We start from the raw sequence: 18,352 nt of genomic DNA, 5'->3' as shown, positions 1-18,352 counted from the left end.
ATATGGTTATGAATACAAAGATCTATTTAGCTATTATTAATTTTCTTCTTTTAGGTGGAATTCATAATCAATCTTTTAGTCAAACCAATAATAGTATTGTAAACAAAGTAGGAGTTGAGATCCCTTCTGAAAGTGTTTTTGTACATTATAATACATCATTACTATTTTCAGGAGAATATCTATACTATAAAATATACTGCATTAATGATGAGAATGAAAATTTAAGCGAATTAAGTAAGATAGCTTATTTAGAGTTAGTAGGAGAAGATAAAAAGACCATTGCCAAACAAAAGATAAAACTAGAAGAAGGACAAGGACAGGGAGACTTTTTTGTTTCAGTTTCATTACCCTCTGGTAATTATAAGATAATAGCATATACACAATGGATGAAGAATAAAGGGAGTGATAATTTTTTTCAAGGTGATCTTGCAATAATTAATCCATATCAAGGGAATCAAACAAAGCTTTTAGAAAAATCAAATGGGGACAATAATAATTTCGGTGTAAAGGAGCAAACTCAGATGTCCAAAAGTGGTGGAGTTAAACTGAGTAATGCAAAAAATATTTCTCTGCTTTTAAATAAAGATAATTTCAAAAAAAGGGATGAGGTTTCTCTTAAAATAAAAAGCTCATTAGAATCTTATAGACAAGGAGATTATTCCATTTCTGTTAGAAAAATAGACACCATAGATATTCCTTTAAAGGAGACAGCTATTAAATTTAAATCTTTAAATAAAAAGAACATATCTAAAAAAATAAATTCGATTGAAGAATTGGCAGTACTTCCTGAGTTTAGAGGAGAATTAGTATCTGGGAAATTAATTTCTAATTCTTCAGACATAGATCTTCTAAATAAAAAAGTAGCTCTTTCTATTCCAGGAAAAGAATATGAAGTAAAAATTGCTACAACAGATAAAAATGGTGATTTCTACTTTAATTTGGATAAAGAATATCAAGAAGATAATGCTTATTTACAAGTTCTAGGTTATAAGGACAGGTTTAAAATTGAACTACAGGAAAAAACCTCATTGAGTTATAAAAGCTTGTTATTCAATCAATTTGAAATAACACAAGAAATGGAAAAAATGATTCTAGATAGAAGTGTCTATAATCAGATAAGGAATGGATATTTTAGTTTAAAGCCTGATACATTAGTTTCAGCTGATAGGATAAAACCTTTTTATGGAGATCAAGTTGAGATTTATGATTTAGATAATTACACAAGATTCTCGACGGTAAAAGAAACGTTAGTAGAGGTCATTGACAATGCTTGGATTAAGAAAACACAAAATGGAAGCTCTGTTTTTCAGGTTAGGTATAAACATCCACCATATAATGAACCTGATTACTTGCCTCTTGTTATTGTTGATGGACTTATTATTCAAGATCACGATGATTTAGTTGAGTATGATTCAAGAAAAATCAAAAGAATAACCCTGTCAAGAGATAAACATTATCTGGGATCACATGTTTTTCAAGGAATTTTAGATATAGAAACTAAGGAAGGTGATTATTATTCTACAATAAATAAGAATTATATTAATAAGGTTGAATTATTAAAGCCGGTACCTCATAAAAAATATTTTCATCAATCCTATAATGGTAATGGTAATAAAAATCGAATTCCGGATTTTCGTAATCAATTGTTATGGAACCCAAACATTAAAATAGAAAAAGAGGAAATTCAAATAAGCTTTTTCACTTCTGATAATATCGGGAGTTATGAGATTTGTTTGGAGGGGTTTGCAAAGAACGGAGCGCCAGTTTCTTTAAGAAAAATTATAACTGTAGAATAAACACTTCTTTAACTTTGCTATAAGTTACAGTATGACTAATACTTTTTCTTCAATATTAGATTCCAATTTTAACATATTTTTTTACATTTAGGGAAAATATAGAATATGCTCATTAAAGTCTTCGGAAGCGCCGTTTTTGGTGTTGAGGCTACTACCATCACTGTAGAGGTTAATATTGATAAAGGAATAGGGTATCATTTAGTTGGATTACCAGATAATGCTATAAAAGAAAGTAGTTTTCGTATAGCTGCAGCATTACAGAATAATGGGTATAAATTACCAGGGAAAAAGATCACTATCAACATGGCTCCTGCAGATCTTAGAAAAGAGGGGTCTGCATATGATCTAACCTTAGCTTTAGGGATATTAGCGGCAAGTTCCCAGATAAAAGGAGAGAATATAGGTGATTATTTAATTATGGGTGAGCTTTCACTTGATGGGAGTTTACAACCTATAAAAGGAGCTTTGCCAATTGCTATCAAAGCTAGGGAGGAAGGCTTTAAAGGTTTTATTCTACCTAAACAAAATGCCAAAGAAGCGGCAATTGTAGATAATCTCGAAGTTTATGGAGTAGAAAACATTAAGGAAGTTATCGATTTCTTTGATGGAAAAGGAGACTTAGAAAGAACAATTGTAAATACCAGAGAGGAGTTCTATAAGGAATTAGATAATCCTGAGTTTGATTTCGCAGATGTAAAAGGTCAGGAGAGTATCAAAAGGTGTATGGAGATAGCTGCAGCTGGTGGTCACAATATTATACTAGTAGGTCCTCCAGGAAGTGGTAAAACGATGTTGAGTAAAAGATTACCAAGTATTCTTCCTCCAATGTCTTTACAAGAAGCTTTAGAAACTACAAAAATTCATAGCGTAGTAGGGCGTATAAAAGAAAATGTTGGATTAATGGCTCAACGGCCATTTCGAAGTCCACATCATACTATATCAGATGTGGCATTAGTAGGAGGAGGAGCATATCCGCAACCAGGTGAAATCTCATTGTCTCATAATGGAGTGTTGTTTTTAGATGAGCTTCCGGAGTTTAAAAGAAGTGTTCTGGAAGTCATGCGGCAGCCATTAGAGGATAGAGAGGTAACAATTTCCAGAGCAAAATTCACTGTAACTTACCCTTCTAGTTTTATGTTGGTTGCAAGTATGAACCCAAGTCCTGGTGGATATTTTAATGATCCCGATGCACCGGTAACTTCTTCTCCGGCAGAAATGCAGCGATATCTTAGTAAGATTTCGGGACCTTTATTGGATCGTATTGATATTCATATAGAAGTAACTCCTGTTCCATTTGATAAATTAAGTGAGGAAAGAAGAGGAGAATCAAGTGTGGATATCAGAAATCGTGTTATTAAAGCAAGAGACATACAAACTAAAAGATTTTCAGAATTACAAAACATCCATTATAATGCTCAAATGGGTGTAAAACAAATTCGTGAATATTGCCAATTAGATGATGCTTCAAAAGAATTGCTAAAAACGGCAATGGAGCGGTTAAATTTGTCTGCCAGAGCATATGACAGAATTTTGAAGGTTTCAAGAACGATTGCGGATCTTGAAGGATCAGAACACATTCAAGGCAATCACATTTCTGAAGCGATACAATATCGCAGTTTAGATCGTGATGGGTGGTTGGGGTAATGAAGTGTTGATAAACTTATTTTACATTCCAAACTGCATTTTTATATTCTTTTTTTCTTGATGCAGTTTCCCTGTTTTTTACTATAAGATGGGTTTTGTCAATTTGTTTACTTCTATAACCTATCAAATGAAAGAACTGTTTTGTGAAAAACCTTGCAACTTTTAGGTTTACTCTTAAAGCATCTTTTTTATTTGAAATCCATCGTATACCTGGGAATATTGGAAGAATATGATCGAATCGGATTTTTCGTAATAAAGAAGATAAGTGCAGGAATAACGGTAGAACTTCCTTTATAACAAAAAATCCATCATCTCCTTGATTTTGATATAGAGGCATGAATACCCTTCCGGATTTAGGAGCAAAAATTGTTTGAGCGTTGTGCGTTGCTAATTTCTGATTCTTATTCACCTTTTGAAAATTAATAAAGCCAGGTTCCATGCTGAAGTTTTCTTCGGATTGGACATTATGTCTGTAAAAGATCTCGAAGATTTGATTGGGGTTTTCGCAGGAATTGGCCAGTTGTTTATAATAATAATGGTAGTTAATCTGACTTTTATCAATACATCCGGTAAAAATCATAGAGAGATAGATAAAAGCTACGTGATTTTTAATAGATAAAGGATCATTGTGTTGTCCACCCTCAAAACCAAAAGAAATGTATCCCAACTCATTGATATAACTAAGTAGAGGACCATTCAAATATTCTTCGATACCTAGTATCATAGGAACGGGATATTGCATAGTAAACTTTCTGTTTAGTAAACTATCATTTACAGTAAGAAAGGGAGTCGTTTTACTCGAAGTAGTATGAAGGTCAAAAAAATAAAAAGGACCCTTTTCTGTTTCAAGAATTTTAATAATGGTTTTGTAAATACCAATCTGTTCATAAACGTCCTCATTAATAGCCTGTATAGTTCCAGAGCATAATCCATTCATTCGATCCGAAGTCCACACTCGATTCAAGTCCTCTTTATAATAACGTTTTCCGCTCTCCAGCGCTTGGAGATTGCCACTTATAGCATAAATATTTCCAATACATGATAATTCTTGTTTTTCTAATTCTTTAAGCACTTGATCTAATGCAAAGACTCCAGCTGGTTCATTTCCATGAATACCACCTATAAAAATAAGAGTAGGCCCTTGTATACTTCCTTTAAAACTCCCAATTATACGATCGATCTTTATAGATTCTTTTAGCGCCTTACTATACACTTTTACCATTATCAAATTCAATTACATCTTTAATTGTTATGATTCCTACCAAGTCATCACTTTGAGTCACAGGAAGACAACCTATTTCATGTTTTTTCATAATGCTTATGGCAGCTTTTATTGTAGTTCCTGGTTGAACAGTGATTACCTCTTTTACCATAATATCCGCTACAATTTTTTCGTTACCGTTATGTGATAGTTTTTGTTGCCTTTCTACATGTGTCCAAGTCAACAATCCACATAGCTCTCCCGAATTATTCTCCACAGGTACGTGATGTATATTTTTCCATTTCATAATACTTGTAGCAAGATTGGCAATATCATTTTTGTTTACGGTAAATAACCTAGTAGACATTATGTGACCTACTAGGTGCGAAGCTTCATTAATTTCAGGTTTTGTTTTTAAGTCTGGCCATTCAGGTATAGTGAACTCATTTTGCTGATTTTGATACATGGCTTTTGTTAACGCTCGTAGAGCATCATCTTGCTTCATAGTGTTACGAAGCCATCGATAATTTTTTATTTGCCATTGGGAACCCGAAGTGCCTTTAGTCCTATTTTCTATAATTTTTAGTAGACGCTCTATATCTTCTTTGTCAATTTGCATTCTTTTTAATCCAGAATAAGCTATAGGTAATAGTTCTTTAATTATCAAATCCTGAACAGAAATATGGTTACCCATCCAGCTTAAGATAGTATCCTTTCCCATTCGTGCGGTCTTAACAAAATTGGATTTGGCATCCTTAAAATCCATACAAATTGATAAGTCGTCATATTTTGAAGGGCGTCCCATCATTATTCCTGCCCATAATGCAAAGTTGGCTATTTCGTCTTGTATAGTGGGTCCTGAAGGTATGTATCGGTTTTCTATTCTAATGTGTGGTTTTCCTCCTCCAACTCCATAACACGGACGATTCCATCTATATATAGTTCCATTATGAAGAGCAAGTGCAGAAAGTTTTGGAATAACTCCTTCTTTTAGTTCGTCTAATGAGTTGGCTTTAATGTCCTTGGCAATGATTATTTTATGATTTACTATATCATTTTTATAAACATCTACTATAGACTCAGAGGACCAATTATCCCCAAAAGATACCCTTGCCTGTTGATCTTTTAGCGCATAGGAAGAACTTCGTGTATCCAAACTTTGACGAAATAATGCAATACGGGTTTCATTCCAAAGTTCTCTACCGAGAAGTAATGGAGAATTTGTACTAATTCCTAAAATGGGTGCAGAAATAGCTTGCGCCCAGTTATAGCTGGAAATAAAATCTTTCGGGGGGACCTGCAGATGCATTTGAAAACTGGTGTTACATCCTTCAAAAAGTACGGAGTCATGATATATGGTTAGTTCGTCAACTCCTCGAAGATGAAGTTTGAAATCAGTACCTCTAATTTCTTTGAGTTTTTCATTAAGTGCCCAATATCTTGGACTTGGAGTCATGTACTCAAAACTCAATTCATTCTTGGTAATGGTTGGTAGAATGCCTGTTAGTAATACTTTGGTATCATATTTATCCGCTGTAATTGCAGCTTTTTTAAGCAAAGTTTTTAATTGGGATTCAACTTCCGTAAAACAGTTACCTTCTAATTTTAAAGGATCCAGGTTAATCTCTAAATTATATTTGGCTAGTTCTGTGGTGAAATGTGGATCATTAATAGCATTAAGGATTTTCTCTGCATTTTTGGCAGGGCGCCAACTATCCGTAATCAGACAAAACTCTTGCTCAGCACCAATCCTAATGATATCATCTTCGATTAAATTTTGTTTAAGCATAAGCTCTAGCGCTTTTACATCGTCTAGTAAATGCTTAATAAATTCAGCTCTATTTTCCTTATTATTAATTTTTTTAACTAAGTGTTCGCCCATTTTTTCGAAATAAGAATTATTCGAAGTTCGGTAAATATGAAGAGATAAAAAGTGATTTTTATCAGCTCTACCTTTATATTTCTTACACTTTTGTTTGAGTAAGTGATAATTATTTCCTTAATTAAGTGGTGTTTGTGAGGAAATCCTAATGATTTTAACGTTTTTTTAGTAATCTTTCAATCTACATACTCAATAGCTTGTCATATTTTTAGGCTTTTAATCAAAAAAACAAAATATGAAAACTCGAGTTTCCCGGATGCTAGTGATTATGGTATCCTTTTTATTTTTAGGGTTTGTTTCTTGCAAAAAGGAGGCGGCTTCCGATTCACAGACTGAAGAGGTCGGAAAACTATCTATAGATTTCGAAAAGTACGAATTAGAAAATGGCCTTGAAGTAGTATTACATCAGGATAAATCAGACCCTATAGTTTCTTTAGCGATTCAGTATGGGGTAGGTTCTAATAGAGAAAAAACAGGAAGAACAGGATTTGCTCACCTATTTGAACACATGTTGTTTCAAGAATCCGAAAATGTAGGACAAGATCAGTTTTTCAAGAAGATTCAGGATGCTGGAGGTACATTAAATGGTGGAACCTGGCAAGATGGAACAATTTACTACGAAGTAGTTCCTAAAAATGCTATGGAAACTGTTATGTGGTTAGAGTCTGATAGAATGGGGTTCTTAATTAATACAGTTACCAAAAGTGCTTTTAAAAATCAACAGGAAGTTGTTCAGAATGAAAAAAGACAACGTGTAGATAATAATCCTTACGGACATACAAATTGGGTAATAGATAAAAATATCTTTCCTGAAGGGCATCCTTATAATTGGCAAGTGATTGGAGAACTAGTGGACCTTCAGAATGCAACTGTAGAGGATGTAAAAGAGTTTTATGATAAGTTCTATGGTCCAAATAATGCAACATTAGTTTTAGCAGGAGATTTTGAAACAAATGAGGCTAAAGCAATGATTGAAAAATACTTTGGAGAAATAAAAAAGCGTCAGGAAGTAGAAAAAATGCCAATTCAAAATGTAACTTTATCAGAAACCAAAAGGTTTTTTCATGAAGATAACTTTGCTACAACAGCTCAGTTAAATATGGTTTGGCCAACAGTAGAACAATACACCAAAGACGCTTATGCTTTAGATTTTTTAGCAGAATTGCTTTCCGAAGGAAAAAAAGCACCACTATATAAGGTATTGGTAAAGGATAAAGAGCTTACTTCTGATACTAATGCTTGGAATCGATCTATGGAGTTGGCAGGTAAATTTAGAATTAATATTACTGCGAATGATGGGAAGAGCTTAGCCGATATTGAAGCCGCAGTTTTTGAAGCATTCAAGAAATTTGAAGAAGAAGGAATTACAGATACTGACATCGAACGTATCAAAGCTGGTCTAGAGACTAATTTTTACAATGGAATTAGTAGTGTGTTAGGAAAATCATTTCAGCTTGCACAATACAATGTGTTTGCAGGCGATCCAGGATTTATTACTCAGGATATAGAGAATATTAAAGCAGTAACCAAGGACGATGTGCTTAGAGTGTACAATACGTATGTTAAAGATAAGCCATATGTAATTACTAGTTTTGTTCCAAAGGGTAAAGTAGATTTAGTTGCTAAAGATTCACAGTTAGCAGCAGTTGTAGAAGAAGAGATTAAAGAAAATGTTGAGTCAGCGGTTGCCGATGCAGGAGAGGAAATTGAGAAAACACCTTCTGCTTTTGATCGTTCTATTGAACCTGCTCAAGGAGAATCCCCTAAGTTAAATATTCCAAAATCTTGGAATGCTACACTTGCTAATGGTATCAAAGTATATGGTATTCAGCAAAGTGAACTTCCATTGGTAAACTTTAGTTTAGTGATTTCTGGAGGTCATCTGTTAGATTCTTTTGATAAAGTAGGAGTAGCTAACCTAATGACAGATATTATGATGGAAGGTACAGCAACTAAAACTCCAGAACAGTTAGAAGAAGAAATAGAACTATTAGGAGCTAATATTAATATGTTTACCACGAGAGAATCAATTATTATTCGCGGTAACACTCTAGTCCGTAATTTTGACAAGACAATGGATATTGTAGAAGAAATTCTTATGGAGCCTCGTTGGGATGAAGAAGAGTTTGGTAGAATTAAGACTAAAACTATCAATGATATCAAAAGATCTAATGCAAATCCCAATGTAGTAGCCAGAAATGTGTATAATAAAGTTTTGTATGGTGAAAACCATATGTTCGCTTACCCAACTTCAGGAACTGTAGCATCGGTAGAGTCAATAACGATTGATGATTTAAAGAAGTTTTATCAAGATAATTTTTCACCTTCAGTGAGTAAATTCCAAATCGTAGGCGATATTGATCAAAGTAAAACTATTGAGGTTTTAAGTGATTTAGAAAGTAAATGGGCTGGTAAAGAAGTTACTATTCCAGAATATGAAATTGTGAATAATAGGGATAAGTCTTCATTGTATTTTGTAGATATTCCTAATGCTAAACAATCGGTGATTAATATTGGTTACCTTTCTATGGCTCGTACTGATGAAGATTATTATCCAGCAACAGTTATGAATTATAAACTTGGAGGTTCTTTTTCTGGTAATGTGAATTTAATTCTAAGAGAGGAAAAAGGATATACCTATGGGGCAAGGTCAAGATTTAGTGGTAGTAAAATACCTGGTACTTTTACCGCCTCATCCAGTGTGCGTACCAATACTACTTTTGAATCAGTAAAAATCTTCAAGGATGAAATTACAAAGTATAAAGAAGGTGTATTAGAAGAAGATTTGGCGTTTACTAAGAATGCAATGATAAAGTCGAATGCTCGTAGATTCGAAACGCAAAGAGCGCTGCTGGGTATGTTACAGGAAATAGGCAGATATGACTTAGAACCGGATTATATTGCAAAAGAGGAAGATGTAATCCGTAACATGACTTTGGAGCAACATAAAGAATTAGCTAATAAATATCTTGATGAGACCAAAATGGCTTATTTGGTAGTTGGTGATGCAGCAACGCAGTTTAAGCAATTCAGAAATGCAGGTTTTGATGAAGTACTTTTATTGGATAAAGAAGCAAAAGAGGTTAAGCTTTCTGAAGTAAAACCATAAAAAAATAAATTTAGTTTTTAAGGGATATGGCTTGTTCATATCCCTTTTTTTATGCCTATGCGAAAAAAACCTATACTAATAAAGGGTTTTTACCTATTTGAAAATCAGTTTAATAAAGGTACATTGAAGATGTCAAAATTAAACACTAAATCATGAAAAAAACAGCTTATCAAAAAGAACTCACAATAAAAGCGATTCAAAAGAAAAAAGGGAGTTCTAATAACCGAAAAAATGTAATGAAAATTCAATCCTGGTTGTCATTATTTTCTATTTGGAATCCTAGTAGTGGTACGGCTACAAGTATAGATGGAGATTTTGGTTCAGCAACAGAAAGGGCAGTGAAGAACTTTCAAAGAATTAATGGGATGACTGAAAATGGAACTGTCGACCAAAATGTTTTTGATAAACTTTGTAAAAACCTAAAAGACGCTTTCGAGGGGCCTCTACATAGCAGTAACTTAAGAGATTTAGTGGTTGAAGTTGCCGAAAATCACCTCAAGAATCATCCTTTTGAGTTAGATATCAAAGGACAATCAAATAGCGGCCCGTGGGTCCGTAGTTATATGGATGGAAATGACGGATCACCTTGGTTTTGGTGCATGGGTTTTGTGCAAGCTATCCTTGATCAGGCTGCCAGTCAAATGGGTGAAAACTTTAAAACCTTAATGCCTCTTTCGTATAGCTGCGATACGATAGGTAATAAGGGGTTAGAAAAAGGATTACTGATCAGAAATCAAAAGATAAGGACAGATCCTTCTTTAGTAAAGCTAGGAGATGTATTTCTTATCAGAAAATCTACCTTTGATTGGACACATACGGGTATTATAACTGCAATTTCAGGTAATGTTATAGAAACTATAGAAGGCAATACTAATTTTCAAGGTTCCAGAAATGGTATTGCAGTTATGAAGAGAACTCGAAACTTAAGAAAATCCAAGATAGATGTCTTCTCCATAGCACCATTAGTATAATTGATTGGAAAATTTGTATTTCAAGAGTTTATGAACTTTTGAGATGTGTTATTAACAATCTCATGGATATCCATGCTGAATTCAATATTTTTAAAAGTATTGAATTCAACTTATGAAAAAATGGTTATCTAACATCGGTCCAGGAACCTTAGTAACAGCTGCTTTTATTGGCCCGGGAACGGTTACTGTCTGTACATTGGCAGGAGTGAAGTTCGGATATACGCTGTTATGGGCTTTGGTACTGTCTATCATTGCATGTGTTGTTCTGCAAGAAATGGCAGCAAGATTAGGGGTTGTCACTCAAAATGGTCTTAGTGAAGTATTAAAATCTCAGTTTGAAAATAGATTTGTTAAATGGATGTTGATTATCATTATCCTATCCGCTATCTTCATAGGAAATGCTGCTTACGAGGCTGGGAACATAAGTGGAGGAGTACTTGGGTTGGCTACAATAGTTGGATCTCCAAATATTGAAATCAATGATATTTCCATAAATTATATTAGCATCCTGATTGGGGTTATAGCATTCATACTTCTATATATAGGTAATTATAAGGTGTTGGAACGTAGTTTAATCGCTTTAGTACTTTTTATGAGCTTATCCTTTATACTAGCTGCTATAGTCACCAAACCAGACATTTCATTGCTGTTTAAAGGCTTCGTGCCAAATGTTAATTCAGAGAAATTACTAACTATTATTGGATTGATTGGGACTACAGTGGTTCCTTATAATTTGTTTCTTCATGCTTCTTTGGTAAAGGAAAAATGGAAATCTCCGGAGGAACTACCATTAGTGCGAAAAGATACAATAATAGCTATTGTACTTGGTGGATTAGTATCCATGGCTATTGTTATTGCAGGAGCGTCTATTCGAGGTACAGAGGTTAGCAATGCCGCAGACCTAGCAAAGAGTTTAGAACCTGTTTTTGGTATTTCTGCAAAATATGTGTTGTCATTAGGTCTTTTTGCAGCGGGAATTACTTCAGCAATTACTGCGCCTTTAGCAGCTGCATATGTAGTAAAAGGTTGCTTAGGGTGGGATAGTGATTTAAAAAGTAGAAGGTTCAGAGCAGTATGGATATTCATTTTGGGACTAGGGGTTCTGTTTTCTTCAATAGGATTAAAGTCAATCGAGATCATACAATTTGCCCAAGTGGCTAACGGGATATTATTACCTATTATAGCAGGCTTTTTATTATGGGTGATGAATAGGGGAATTTTACTAGGAAAATATACCAATTCAAGAAAGCAAAACATAATTGGTTTTCTCATTCTTGGAGTTACTGTTTTTCTTGGGTTAAGAAGTGCTTGGAAAGTGCTATCTAATTTGTAGGTAAAAATTATACATTTTGTAAGAAAATGAAACGAATTATTTTAAATGCAGATGTTGGAGAAGAGATAGGTTTTGATGCTGAAATCATGCCATTTATCTCATGGTGTAATATTGCTTGTGGGAGCCATGCTGGTAATGAAGAAGTAATTCAGAAAACTATCAACCTGGCAATCGAAAACAATGTAAAAATCGGAGCACACCCTTCGTATCCGGATAGAGAGAATTTTGGTAGAAAGGTTATGTCTATAAGTTATGAAGATTTGGTTCAAAGTATTACAGGGCAGATTCGACTAGTAAAGTTTTATGTAGAACAAAAAGGAGAAACGTTACATCATGTAAAACCTCATGGAGCATTATATAACCACGCTGTTAAAAACAGGGAGGTAGCAAAAGCAATAATTGAATCTGTAAAAAATATCGATAAAGATTTGTATCTTATTACTCCAAAAGATTCAGAAATATCGTATCTTTCAAAAGGTGTTTTGAATATTAAATTTGAAGCTTTTGCAGATCGAAATTATAATGAAGATTTAACTCTGGTTTCTCGCTCAGAAAATGAATCAGTAATAACTGATCCAGAGCATGTTTTTGATCATGTGTTTAAGATGGTTTCTCAAGGTAAAATTAAAACTAAAAGAGGAGAGGAGCTTCCGATTTTTTTCGATACAATTTGTATACATGGAGATACTCAAAACGTGGTTGAAATTTTAAAGTTTTTACGTGCTGAATTTACTAATAGAAATTTTATGATTTGATTAGTATGAGGTATGATTTACAATATAAAAGATATGCTGAGAATGCAATTTTAATCGAGTGGCCTTCAGAAATTGACGAGATTCTACTTCAGGATTTGCTTTTTTACAAAAAATCGATTGAAAAATATTGTGATGAAGTAATTCTTGAGGTAATTTCATCATATAACTCATTATTAATTTTATATGTATCTACTATAGAGGATTTCTATGGTGAGGTTTTTATGCTAAAATCGTTATATGTTACCAACAACTCTAAAGAGAATAAAAATAAGCTTTGGAGGTTACCTGTTTGTTACGACAAAAAATTTGCTCCGGACTTAGAAGATTTTGCTATGAGTAAATCTCTTTCTGTTGAGGATGTGATTGTTTTGCATACCTCTCCTATTTATACAGTTTATTTTATAGGTTTTTTACCGGGATTTTTATACTTAGGCGGATTGAATGATAAGTTGATTTTACCTCGTAAATCTACACCTGCAAGAATGGTTAAAAGAGGATCCGTTGCTTTAGGTGGAAATCAAACCGGAGTATATCCTATGGATAGCCCTGGCGGTTGGCATGTTATTGGTAATTGCCCTTTGAGTTTTTTCGATATTAAAAGCGCGGTACCTTGTTTTGTGTCACCAGGTGATAAAATTCAGTTTATATCGATAGAAGAAAAAGAATATAACGAGATAAGTACTTCAGTTTCAAAAGGATTTTTTCTTCCAGATAGCATTGCAATATGATAGGGAATGTGAAAGTTATACATCCAGGTTTGTTTACTACTATTCAAGATAAGGGGAGGGTAGGTTTTTCTAAGTTTGGAATTTCTCAAAGTGGAGCTATGGATCAAAAATCATTTAAATTAGCAAATGCTCTTTTAGGAAACGAAGAAAATTGTGCTGTTATAGAATGGGTGTTGCAACCTCCCAAATTGCAATTTACTGAACCAGCAATTATTTGTTTAACAGGAGCAAATATTGATGCATGTATTAATGAGAAATCTGTTAGGTTAAATCATCAAATTCAAGTTTGTAAAGGAGATATTTTAAGTTTTAATATTTGTAAGAATAAGGTTTATGGGTATGTAGGAATAAAGAATGGGTTTTTATCTGAAGTTGTTTTCAAAAGTAGATCTTTTTTTAAGGGAATAACTAAAAGGGAATGTTTTCATAAAGATGATCTAATTCTATATAAAAGTTATACTAATTTTGAAGATCATTTTTCGTCAATTTCTAAAACAGTTTTGAATACAAATTATGACGTATTACATGTATTTCTTGGACCTGAATTTGAAAGGTTATCTTTATCTCAAAAAGAATTATTATTAGGTTCAGAATTTACAGTTTCTAACATAAGAAGTAGGATGGCAATCCAATTAGAAGAAAATTTGAATAATGATTTACCTTCTATGTTAACTTCACCTGTTCTGCCGGGAACGATTCAATTGACACCATCAGGAAAACTTATGGTGTTAATGAGAGATTGTCAAGTTACTGGTGGATATCCAAGAGTATTGCAATTAAGATTGGAAGATATTGATATTTTAGCCCAGATGCGAACTGGAGCTAAGTTAAGATTTCACTTTTTGCAGTTTACTTAGAACAATTGGTGATTGAACTTTTTATTGGTTTTATTAGCTATTTATATTTTTTATAGGCTTTCTCTAGTTTTTCATCATATTTATTCTGTTTATACCCTGGGCCATTATATCCCTTGGCAAAAGCCGCCCAGTTTTTAGATTTCAAATGTCTGATAAGATTATTTTTTTCTAGAAATAGTCCGAATGCTTCCAAGTGTTTTCCTTCGTTTTCATACATTTTGGATACGAATGAATCGATGGAGGAGTATCCCAGGTTTTTAAAGTGATATCCCATAATCTGAAATGCTCCCCAGGATGCAGATGAATAAGCTGCATCGTGTACTCCTTGCAGATCGCTCATACCTGCAGCCTTTTCTAGTCTGGAATACTCCCCAGAACCTCCACTGTAGTGTTTCTTGGTCCATTTCTTATATAACACATTATCGGTAAAATCATTTACAAAGTCTACTGGATTAATCTTTCTTTTTTCTAATTCTCTCCAAAAGACATGTCCTTCAAACAAAATTCTTGGCCTTCCATCAATAAGAAACCCTTTTCCATTACTTTCTACCTCATTTACTGCTTTGACTACTGCCAATTCCAAGTCATATTGTTTAGCAAAGTCTACAAGATCTTTTTCAGAAAGTAGTTTGTCTAGATAATCTAAAGTCGCTTTTTCGGCATTAATTAGTTTTGTCCAGGTTTTGAGACCAACAACTCCATCAACTACTAAGTTGTTTTTTCTTTGGAAATCTTTGACGGCCAGATCTGTATCTTTGCCAAAGAAGTTAGATACAAATACATTGTAACCTAGTTTGTTTAATATTTGTTCCAGGAAATTAACTTCTTCTCCTCTTGATCGATATCGTATTGTTTTCATATGTTATTAAGTTGGTCTTATAAATGTACAAATAAAAAGATGTACCTAAAAAGTGTGTGTGGATATTATTTTCGGGGTGATTCACCCATAGGTTGTAGGGGGAAAACACCCTAAGACTAAAAAATTATAGTTTTTTTATGATTATTTAATATTCTGTAAATCAGCTATTTATGTTTACGGTTTTGCCGTAAAAAAGATGTGAAAAGGGAGGGAGTTCTTGTGAAATAAGATGTTTTTCAGGTATATTAGCATAAGTTTAACCTAAAAGAGTATTTGTGTTATGGGAAAGAAAAAACCTAAAAAATGTATTAGTATTGAAGAAGCTAAAGAGTTACAAAAATCATGGTGTGATACCAGAACTCCGGAAATTGATAAATGTATAGGGTTTGAAGATACTAGGGAATTCTGGTGGAGTGTAGAAGATTTACAAGATTATCTTAAATATGTAAAGAAGATGTCTAGAAAACAAGGGATAGAAAATCCTGGGATTAGAATGTATTATGGAGCGTATCCTAAAGAAAAATGCAAAATGAATAGAGGGTATGCAACACTATTTTTGGCACCTACGGGAGCACCGGTTGGAGGAGTTGGTAAAGATGGAATTGATGATGCTCCAAATAACTATGATATTGAACCCTTAAATTTTGGAACTAGTGGGCGACCACCAAGAAACTATTGATAATTTGGATTATAGCATATTACTTGATTATTCAGAAATTATCTTTTTGTTTGAGTTTTTAGCAGCTTTAACAGGAATATTATCATTAAAAAAATGCCGAGAAAAACCTACTCGGTATTTTGTGTTTTTTTTATGTTTAATTTTTGCAGTAGAATTAGTTGGGCATTATAGTCTATTTTTAGATCACCAAGCTTTTGCTTTTTTGAAAGAAACACGTTTTGTTAAAAATCATTGGTTGTTTAACCCTTATATAATTATCAATTTCTTTTTTTACACCTTGTTTTTTGTCTTTTATATTAGATCAAAAAGAATAAAAAAGTTAATTAAAAGTTTGCTGATATTTTATTTGGTTTCATCTATTGCTAATATCTTTATTGCAGATATTCTTTTTAGTAAGTTGTCAACTTACTCTTTTGTTTCAGGGTCTATTTTGTTGTTGTTTACTGTGTTGTATTACTTCTATGAGATTATTCAGGACGATCAAATCTTAACATTTAAAACATCATTTACTTTTTATGTGGCAATAGGAGCGTTAGTTTTTCATCTCTGTGTTACTCCCCTTTTTATTTATAGTATTTATTTTGATGAGAAACATAATCCTCTATTTGTAAAGATTTATTTGACTACGTTGACCTTGACCAATATTTTTATGTATACTTGCTATATATTTGGTTTTATAGTATGCTTGAAAAAGAACAAATCTTACTCATAATATACTTCACCGTTATTATTTTATTCTTTATAATATTTGGTATTATCTTTTTTGTAGCTTTTCAACGTCGAAAAAATAAGTTACTTTTTGAAAAATTAAAAGCACAGCAACGGTTTGATGAAGAGTTGCAAAACTCTAAAATAGAAATTCAGGAACAAACCCTTAAACATGTAAGTTGGGAGCTTCACGATAATATAGGTCAGCTACTTTCAACAGCTGTGATGCAGATTAATATTCTTAGTACATCAATAGATGATAAAACATCAGAATCTTTACAAGATGTAAGGAGTTTGGTTGGAGATAGTCTTCAAGAGATTAGAAACCTTTCTAAGACTTTAAATCACGAAGTAATTGAAAACATTGGATTAGAGAAATCTATTAATGTAGAATTAACTAGATTTGAAAAATTAAATTTCCTAAAAACTAAACTAGAAGTTACTGGAGAGACGGTTTATATTAACCCCAAAGATGAAATTATTATCTATAGAATTATTCAAGAATTTTTTTCCAATACCATAAAACATGCTGAGGCTTCAAATCTTTTTGTAAATTTAGACTATAAAGATCAGTATCTAAATATTGTGATTAAAGACGATGGACTGGGGTATGATATGGATTCTGTTCAGGCAAATTCCGGATTGTTAAATATGAAAAGTAGAGCAGCTCTGGTTAATGCAACTTTAGATGTAGAAACAGCTCCCGGGAAAGGGGTTTTGCTTAAATTACAATACCCTTTTAAAAATGATAGTGAATAAAGAAACAAGTTTTTAATATGAAGAAAAAAACTGTTGTTATTGTCGATGATCATTTGCTCTTTGCGCAATCTCTAGAGAGTTTGATAACCAAACTAGAGGGGTATGAAGTGTTGGCAATATTAAAGAACGGAAAAGAACTTACCCAGTATTACCTTCATAAAAGAAAAAAACCTGAGCTCGTATTATTGGATGTAAAGATGCCTGTAATGGATGGTGTGCAAACTATGGAATGGCTTAAGGATAATAGGCCTGAGCAAAAGGTGTTAGCATTAACCATGGAAGATGATGAAGAAACCATTATTAAAATGCTTAGGGCAGGTGCAAGAGGATATTTGCTTAAGGATATTCATCCGGAAAATTTCGAATTCGCAATGAAGATGGTTATTGAACAAGGTTTTTATTACTCTTCTAAAATAGAAAATGCCCTTAAAAACTCCGGACAAGTTGAGTTTGAAGATGCTAGTAGTCTAGTGGATAAATTGACCGATAGAGAGTGGGCTTTTCTTAAGCATGCATGCTCAGAATTGACTTATAAGGATATTGCTCAGGAAATGGAACTGAGCCCTAAGACTATTGAAAACTATAGAGAGTCTGTTTTTAAAAAATTGCAAGTAAAAACTAGAGTAGGTGTAGTAATCTATTGTATGAAAAATAATCTTTTTAAGGTTGAGTAGTTTGATTTTAATCAAATAATTCTTTTATTTAATCATTGAAATGCGAAATAAAGATATCAATATTAACAGTGTCATTATAGTCAATGTAATTATTTCACCTTGATAAAGGGATGCTTATTTGATATATTAAAATATTTTAAAGATCCCTTTGCGCAAGTAGAGGGATCTTTTTTAATTAAAAATATTATTTTGGAAATTTAAGAGTGATTAAAGTATAAGTAAAATTAATCTTGTTGTGAATTAGGATATTAACCAGGTAAATTTGCATAAAATGAAAAAAATTAACAATATAATTGTCAATATTTTTATTATTAAGGTGATCTGTTCACCTTAGTGAGGGATATTGATTTGATAAATAAATGATATAATCCCTTCAAGTTTTTGAAGGGATTTTTTT

14 protein-coding genes are annotated in these 18,352 nt (G+C 32.9%); 11 read left to right on the top strand and 3 right to left on the bottom strand.

Features of this window, described 5'->3' with window-relative positions:
• Nucleotides 1–8 precede the first annotated feature (8 nt).
• Together J8M14_RS13295 and J8M14_RS13290 are read left to right on the top strand one after the other, a co-directional pair.
• Nucleotides 9–1,796, top strand: coding sequence for a hypothetical protein (locus J8M14_RS13295; RefSeq protein WP_211075217.1), 1,788 nt, complete (start codon nucleotides 9–11; stop codon nucleotides 1,794–1,796).
• Nucleotides 1,797–1,901: 105 nt separating this feature from the next.
• Nucleotides 1,902–3,440 carry a YifB family Mg chelatase-like AAA ATPase gene (locus tag J8M14_RS13290; RefSeq protein WP_211075216.1) on the top strand — a complete coding sequence of 513 codons (1,539 nt, stop codon included), beginning with the start codon at nucleotides 1,902–1,904 and terminating at the stop codon, nucleotides 3,438–3,440.
• 16 nt (nucleotides 3,441–3,456) lie between these two features.
• Here J8M14_RS13290 and J8M14_RS13285 read toward each other — a convergent pair whose 3' ends face one another.
• Nucleotides 3,457–4,662, bottom strand: a complete 1,206-nt coding sequence (locus J8M14_RS13285; protein WP_211075215.1) for a succinylglutamate desuccinylase/aspartoacylase family protein — start codon at nucleotides 4,660–4,662, stop codon at nucleotides 3,457–3,459.
• A complete protein-coding gene (locus tag J8M14_RS13280; RefSeq protein WP_211075214.1) occupies nucleotides 4,646–6,523 on the bottom strand; it encodes a CBS domain-containing protein in 1,878 nt (625 codons plus the stop codon). Before J8M14_RS13280 ends, J8M14_RS13285 begins: the two co-directional genes overlap by 17 nt.
• Before the next feature lie 235 nt (nucleotides 6,524–6,758).
• On the opposite strand from J8M14_RS13280, the gene J8M14_RS13275 reads away from it, so the two are divergent.
• The 6 genes from J8M14_RS13275 to J8M14_RS13250 all read left to right on the top strand — a co-directional run bounded on the left by J8M14_RS13275 (nucleotide 6,759) and on the right by J8M14_RS13250 (nucleotide 14,276).
• A complete protein-coding gene (locus tag J8M14_RS13275) occupies nucleotides 6,759–9,632 on the top strand; it encodes a pitrilysin family protein (protein WP_211075212.1) in 2,874 nt (957 codons plus the stop codon).
• 152 nt (nucleotides 9,633–9,784) lie between these two features.
• Nucleotides 9,785–10,603, top strand: a complete 819-nt coding sequence (locus J8M14_RS13270) for a peptidoglycan-binding domain-containing protein (RefSeq protein WP_211075210.1) — start codon at nucleotides 9,785–9,787, stop codon at nucleotides 10,601–10,603.
• A 112-nt stretch (nucleotides 10,604–10,715) separates the two neighbouring features.
• Nucleotides 10,716–11,936, top strand: coding sequence for an Nramp family divalent metal transporter (locus tag J8M14_RS13265; RefSeq protein WP_211075207.1), 1,221 nt, complete (start codon nucleotides 10,716–10,718; stop codon nucleotides 11,934–11,936).
• Nucleotides 11,937–11,962: 26 nt separating this feature from the next.
• Complete coding sequence (pxpA, locus tag J8M14_RS13260; protein ID WP_211075205.1) at nucleotides 11,963–12,691, top strand: 5-oxoprolinase subunit PxpA; 729 nt, start codon at nucleotides 11,963–11,965, stop codon at nucleotides 12,689–12,691.
• Nucleotides 12,692–12,696: 5 nt separating this feature from the next.
• Nucleotides 12,697–13,419: a 5-oxoprolinase subunit PxpB gene (pxpB, locus tag J8M14_RS13255; RefSeq protein WP_211075203.1), complete on the top strand. Its 723-nt coding sequence runs from the start codon at nucleotides 12,697–12,699 to the stop codon at nucleotides 13,417–13,419.
• Between the two features lie 8 nt (nucleotides 13,420–13,427).
• The gene (locus J8M14_RS13250) at nucleotides 13,428–14,276 is read left to right on the top strand and encodes a biotin-dependent carboxyltransferase family protein (protein ID WP_211075200.1); all 849 of its coding nucleotides are present in this window, start codon (nucleotides 13,428–13,430) and stop codon (nucleotides 14,274–14,276) included.
• A 37-nt stretch (nucleotides 14,277–14,313) separates the two neighbouring features.
• On the opposite strand, the gene J8M14_RS13245 is transcribed toward J8M14_RS13250, so the two are convergent.
• Nucleotides 14,314–15,135: an N-acetylmuramidase family protein gene (locus J8M14_RS13245; RefSeq protein WP_211075198.1), complete on the bottom strand. Its 822-nt coding sequence runs from the start codon at nucleotides 15,133–15,135 to the stop codon at nucleotides 14,314–14,316.
• Between the two features lie 280 nt (nucleotides 15,136–15,415).
• Here J8M14_RS13245 and J8M14_RS13240 point away from each other — a divergent pair, with 280 nt between their 5' ends.
• The 3 genes from J8M14_RS13240 to J8M14_RS13230 all read left to right on the top strand — a co-directional run bounded on the left by J8M14_RS13240 (nucleotide 15,416) and on the right by J8M14_RS13230 (nucleotide 17,955).
• Entirely contained in the window at nucleotides 15,416–15,814 is a 399-nt protein-coding gene (locus tag J8M14_RS13240; protein ID WP_211075196.1) for a hypothetical protein, read from the top strand.
• 681 nt (nucleotides 15,815–16,495) lie between these two features.
• Entirely contained in the window at nucleotides 16,496–17,281 is a 786-nt protein-coding gene (locus tag J8M14_RS13235) for a sensor histidine kinase (protein WP_211075194.1), read from the top strand.
• A 17-nt stretch (nucleotides 17,282–17,298) separates the two neighbouring features.
• On the top strand, nucleotides 17,299–17,955 hold the full coding sequence (locus J8M14_RS13230) for a response regulator transcription factor (protein WP_211075192.1): 657 nt from the start codon (nucleotides 17,299–17,301) through the stop codon (nucleotides 17,953–17,955).
• The last annotated feature ends 397 nt before the right edge of the window (nucleotides 17,956–18,352 follow it).

The organism is Aquimarina sp. MMG016, from assembly GCF_018100805.1.
In the GTDB taxonomy this organism is placed as follows: Bacteria; Bacteroidota; Bacteroidia; order Flavobacteriales; family Flavobacteriaceae; genus Aquimarina.
Note: the sequence above shows the minus strand (reverse complement) of the source record. Positions and strands in the feature narration are given on the sequence as shown.

What these genes read in the sequence shown, in the direction of transcription:
- J8M14_RS13270 (WP_211075210.1), top strand. Translation starts at nt 9,785, where the DNA reads ATGAAAAAAACAGCTTATCAAAAAGAACTCACAATAAAAGCGATTCAA.
- J8M14_RS13290 (WP_211075216.1), top strand. Translation starts at nt 1,902, where the DNA reads ATGCTCATTAAAGTCTTCGGAAGCGCCGTTTTTGGTGTTGAGGCTACT.
- J8M14_RS13275 (WP_211075212.1), top strand. Translation starts at nt 6,759, where the DNA reads ATGAAAACTCGAGTTTCCCGGATGCTAGTGATTATGGTATCCTTTTTA.
- J8M14_RS13240 (WP_211075196.1), top strand. Translation starts at nt 15,416, where the DNA reads ATGGGAAAGAAAAAACCTAAAAAATGTATTAGTATTGAAGAAGCTAAA.
- J8M14_RS13265 (WP_211075207.1), top strand. Translation starts at nt 10,716, where the DNA reads ATGAAAAAATGGTTATCTAACATCGGTCCAGGAACCTTAGTAACAGCT.
- pxpB (WP_211075203.1), top strand. Translation starts at nt 12,697, where the DNA reads ATGAGGTATGATTTACAATATAAAAGATATGCTGAGAATGCAATTTTA.
- pxpA (WP_211075205.1), top strand. Translation starts at nt 11,963, where the DNA reads ATGAAACGAATTATTTTAAATGCAGATGTTGGAGAAGAGATAGGTTTT.
- J8M14_RS13245 (WP_211075198.1), bottom strand. Translation starts at nt 15,135, where the DNA reads ATGAAAACAATACGATATCGATCAAGAGGAGAAGAAGTTAATTTCCTG.
- J8M14_RS13285 (WP_211075215.1), bottom strand. Translation starts at nt 4,662, where the DNA reads ATGGTAAAAGTGTATAGTAAGGCGCTAAAAGAATCTATAAAGATCGAT.
- J8M14_RS13280 (WP_211075214.1), bottom strand. Translation starts at nt 6,523, where the DNA reads ATGGGCGAACACTTAGTTAAAAAAATTAATAATAAGGAAAATAGAGCT.
- J8M14_RS13235 (WP_211075194.1), top strand. Translation starts at nt 16,496, where the DNA reads ATGCTTGAAAAAGAACAAATCTTACTCATAATATACTTCACCGTTATT.
- J8M14_RS13295 (WP_211075217.1), top strand. Translation starts at nt 9, where the DNA reads ATGAATACAAAGATCTATTTAGCTATTATTAATTTTCTTCTTTTAGGT.
- J8M14_RS13230 (WP_211075192.1), top strand. Translation starts at nt 17,299, where the DNA reads ATGAAGAAAAAAACTGTTGTTATTGTCGATGATCATTTGCTCTTTGCG.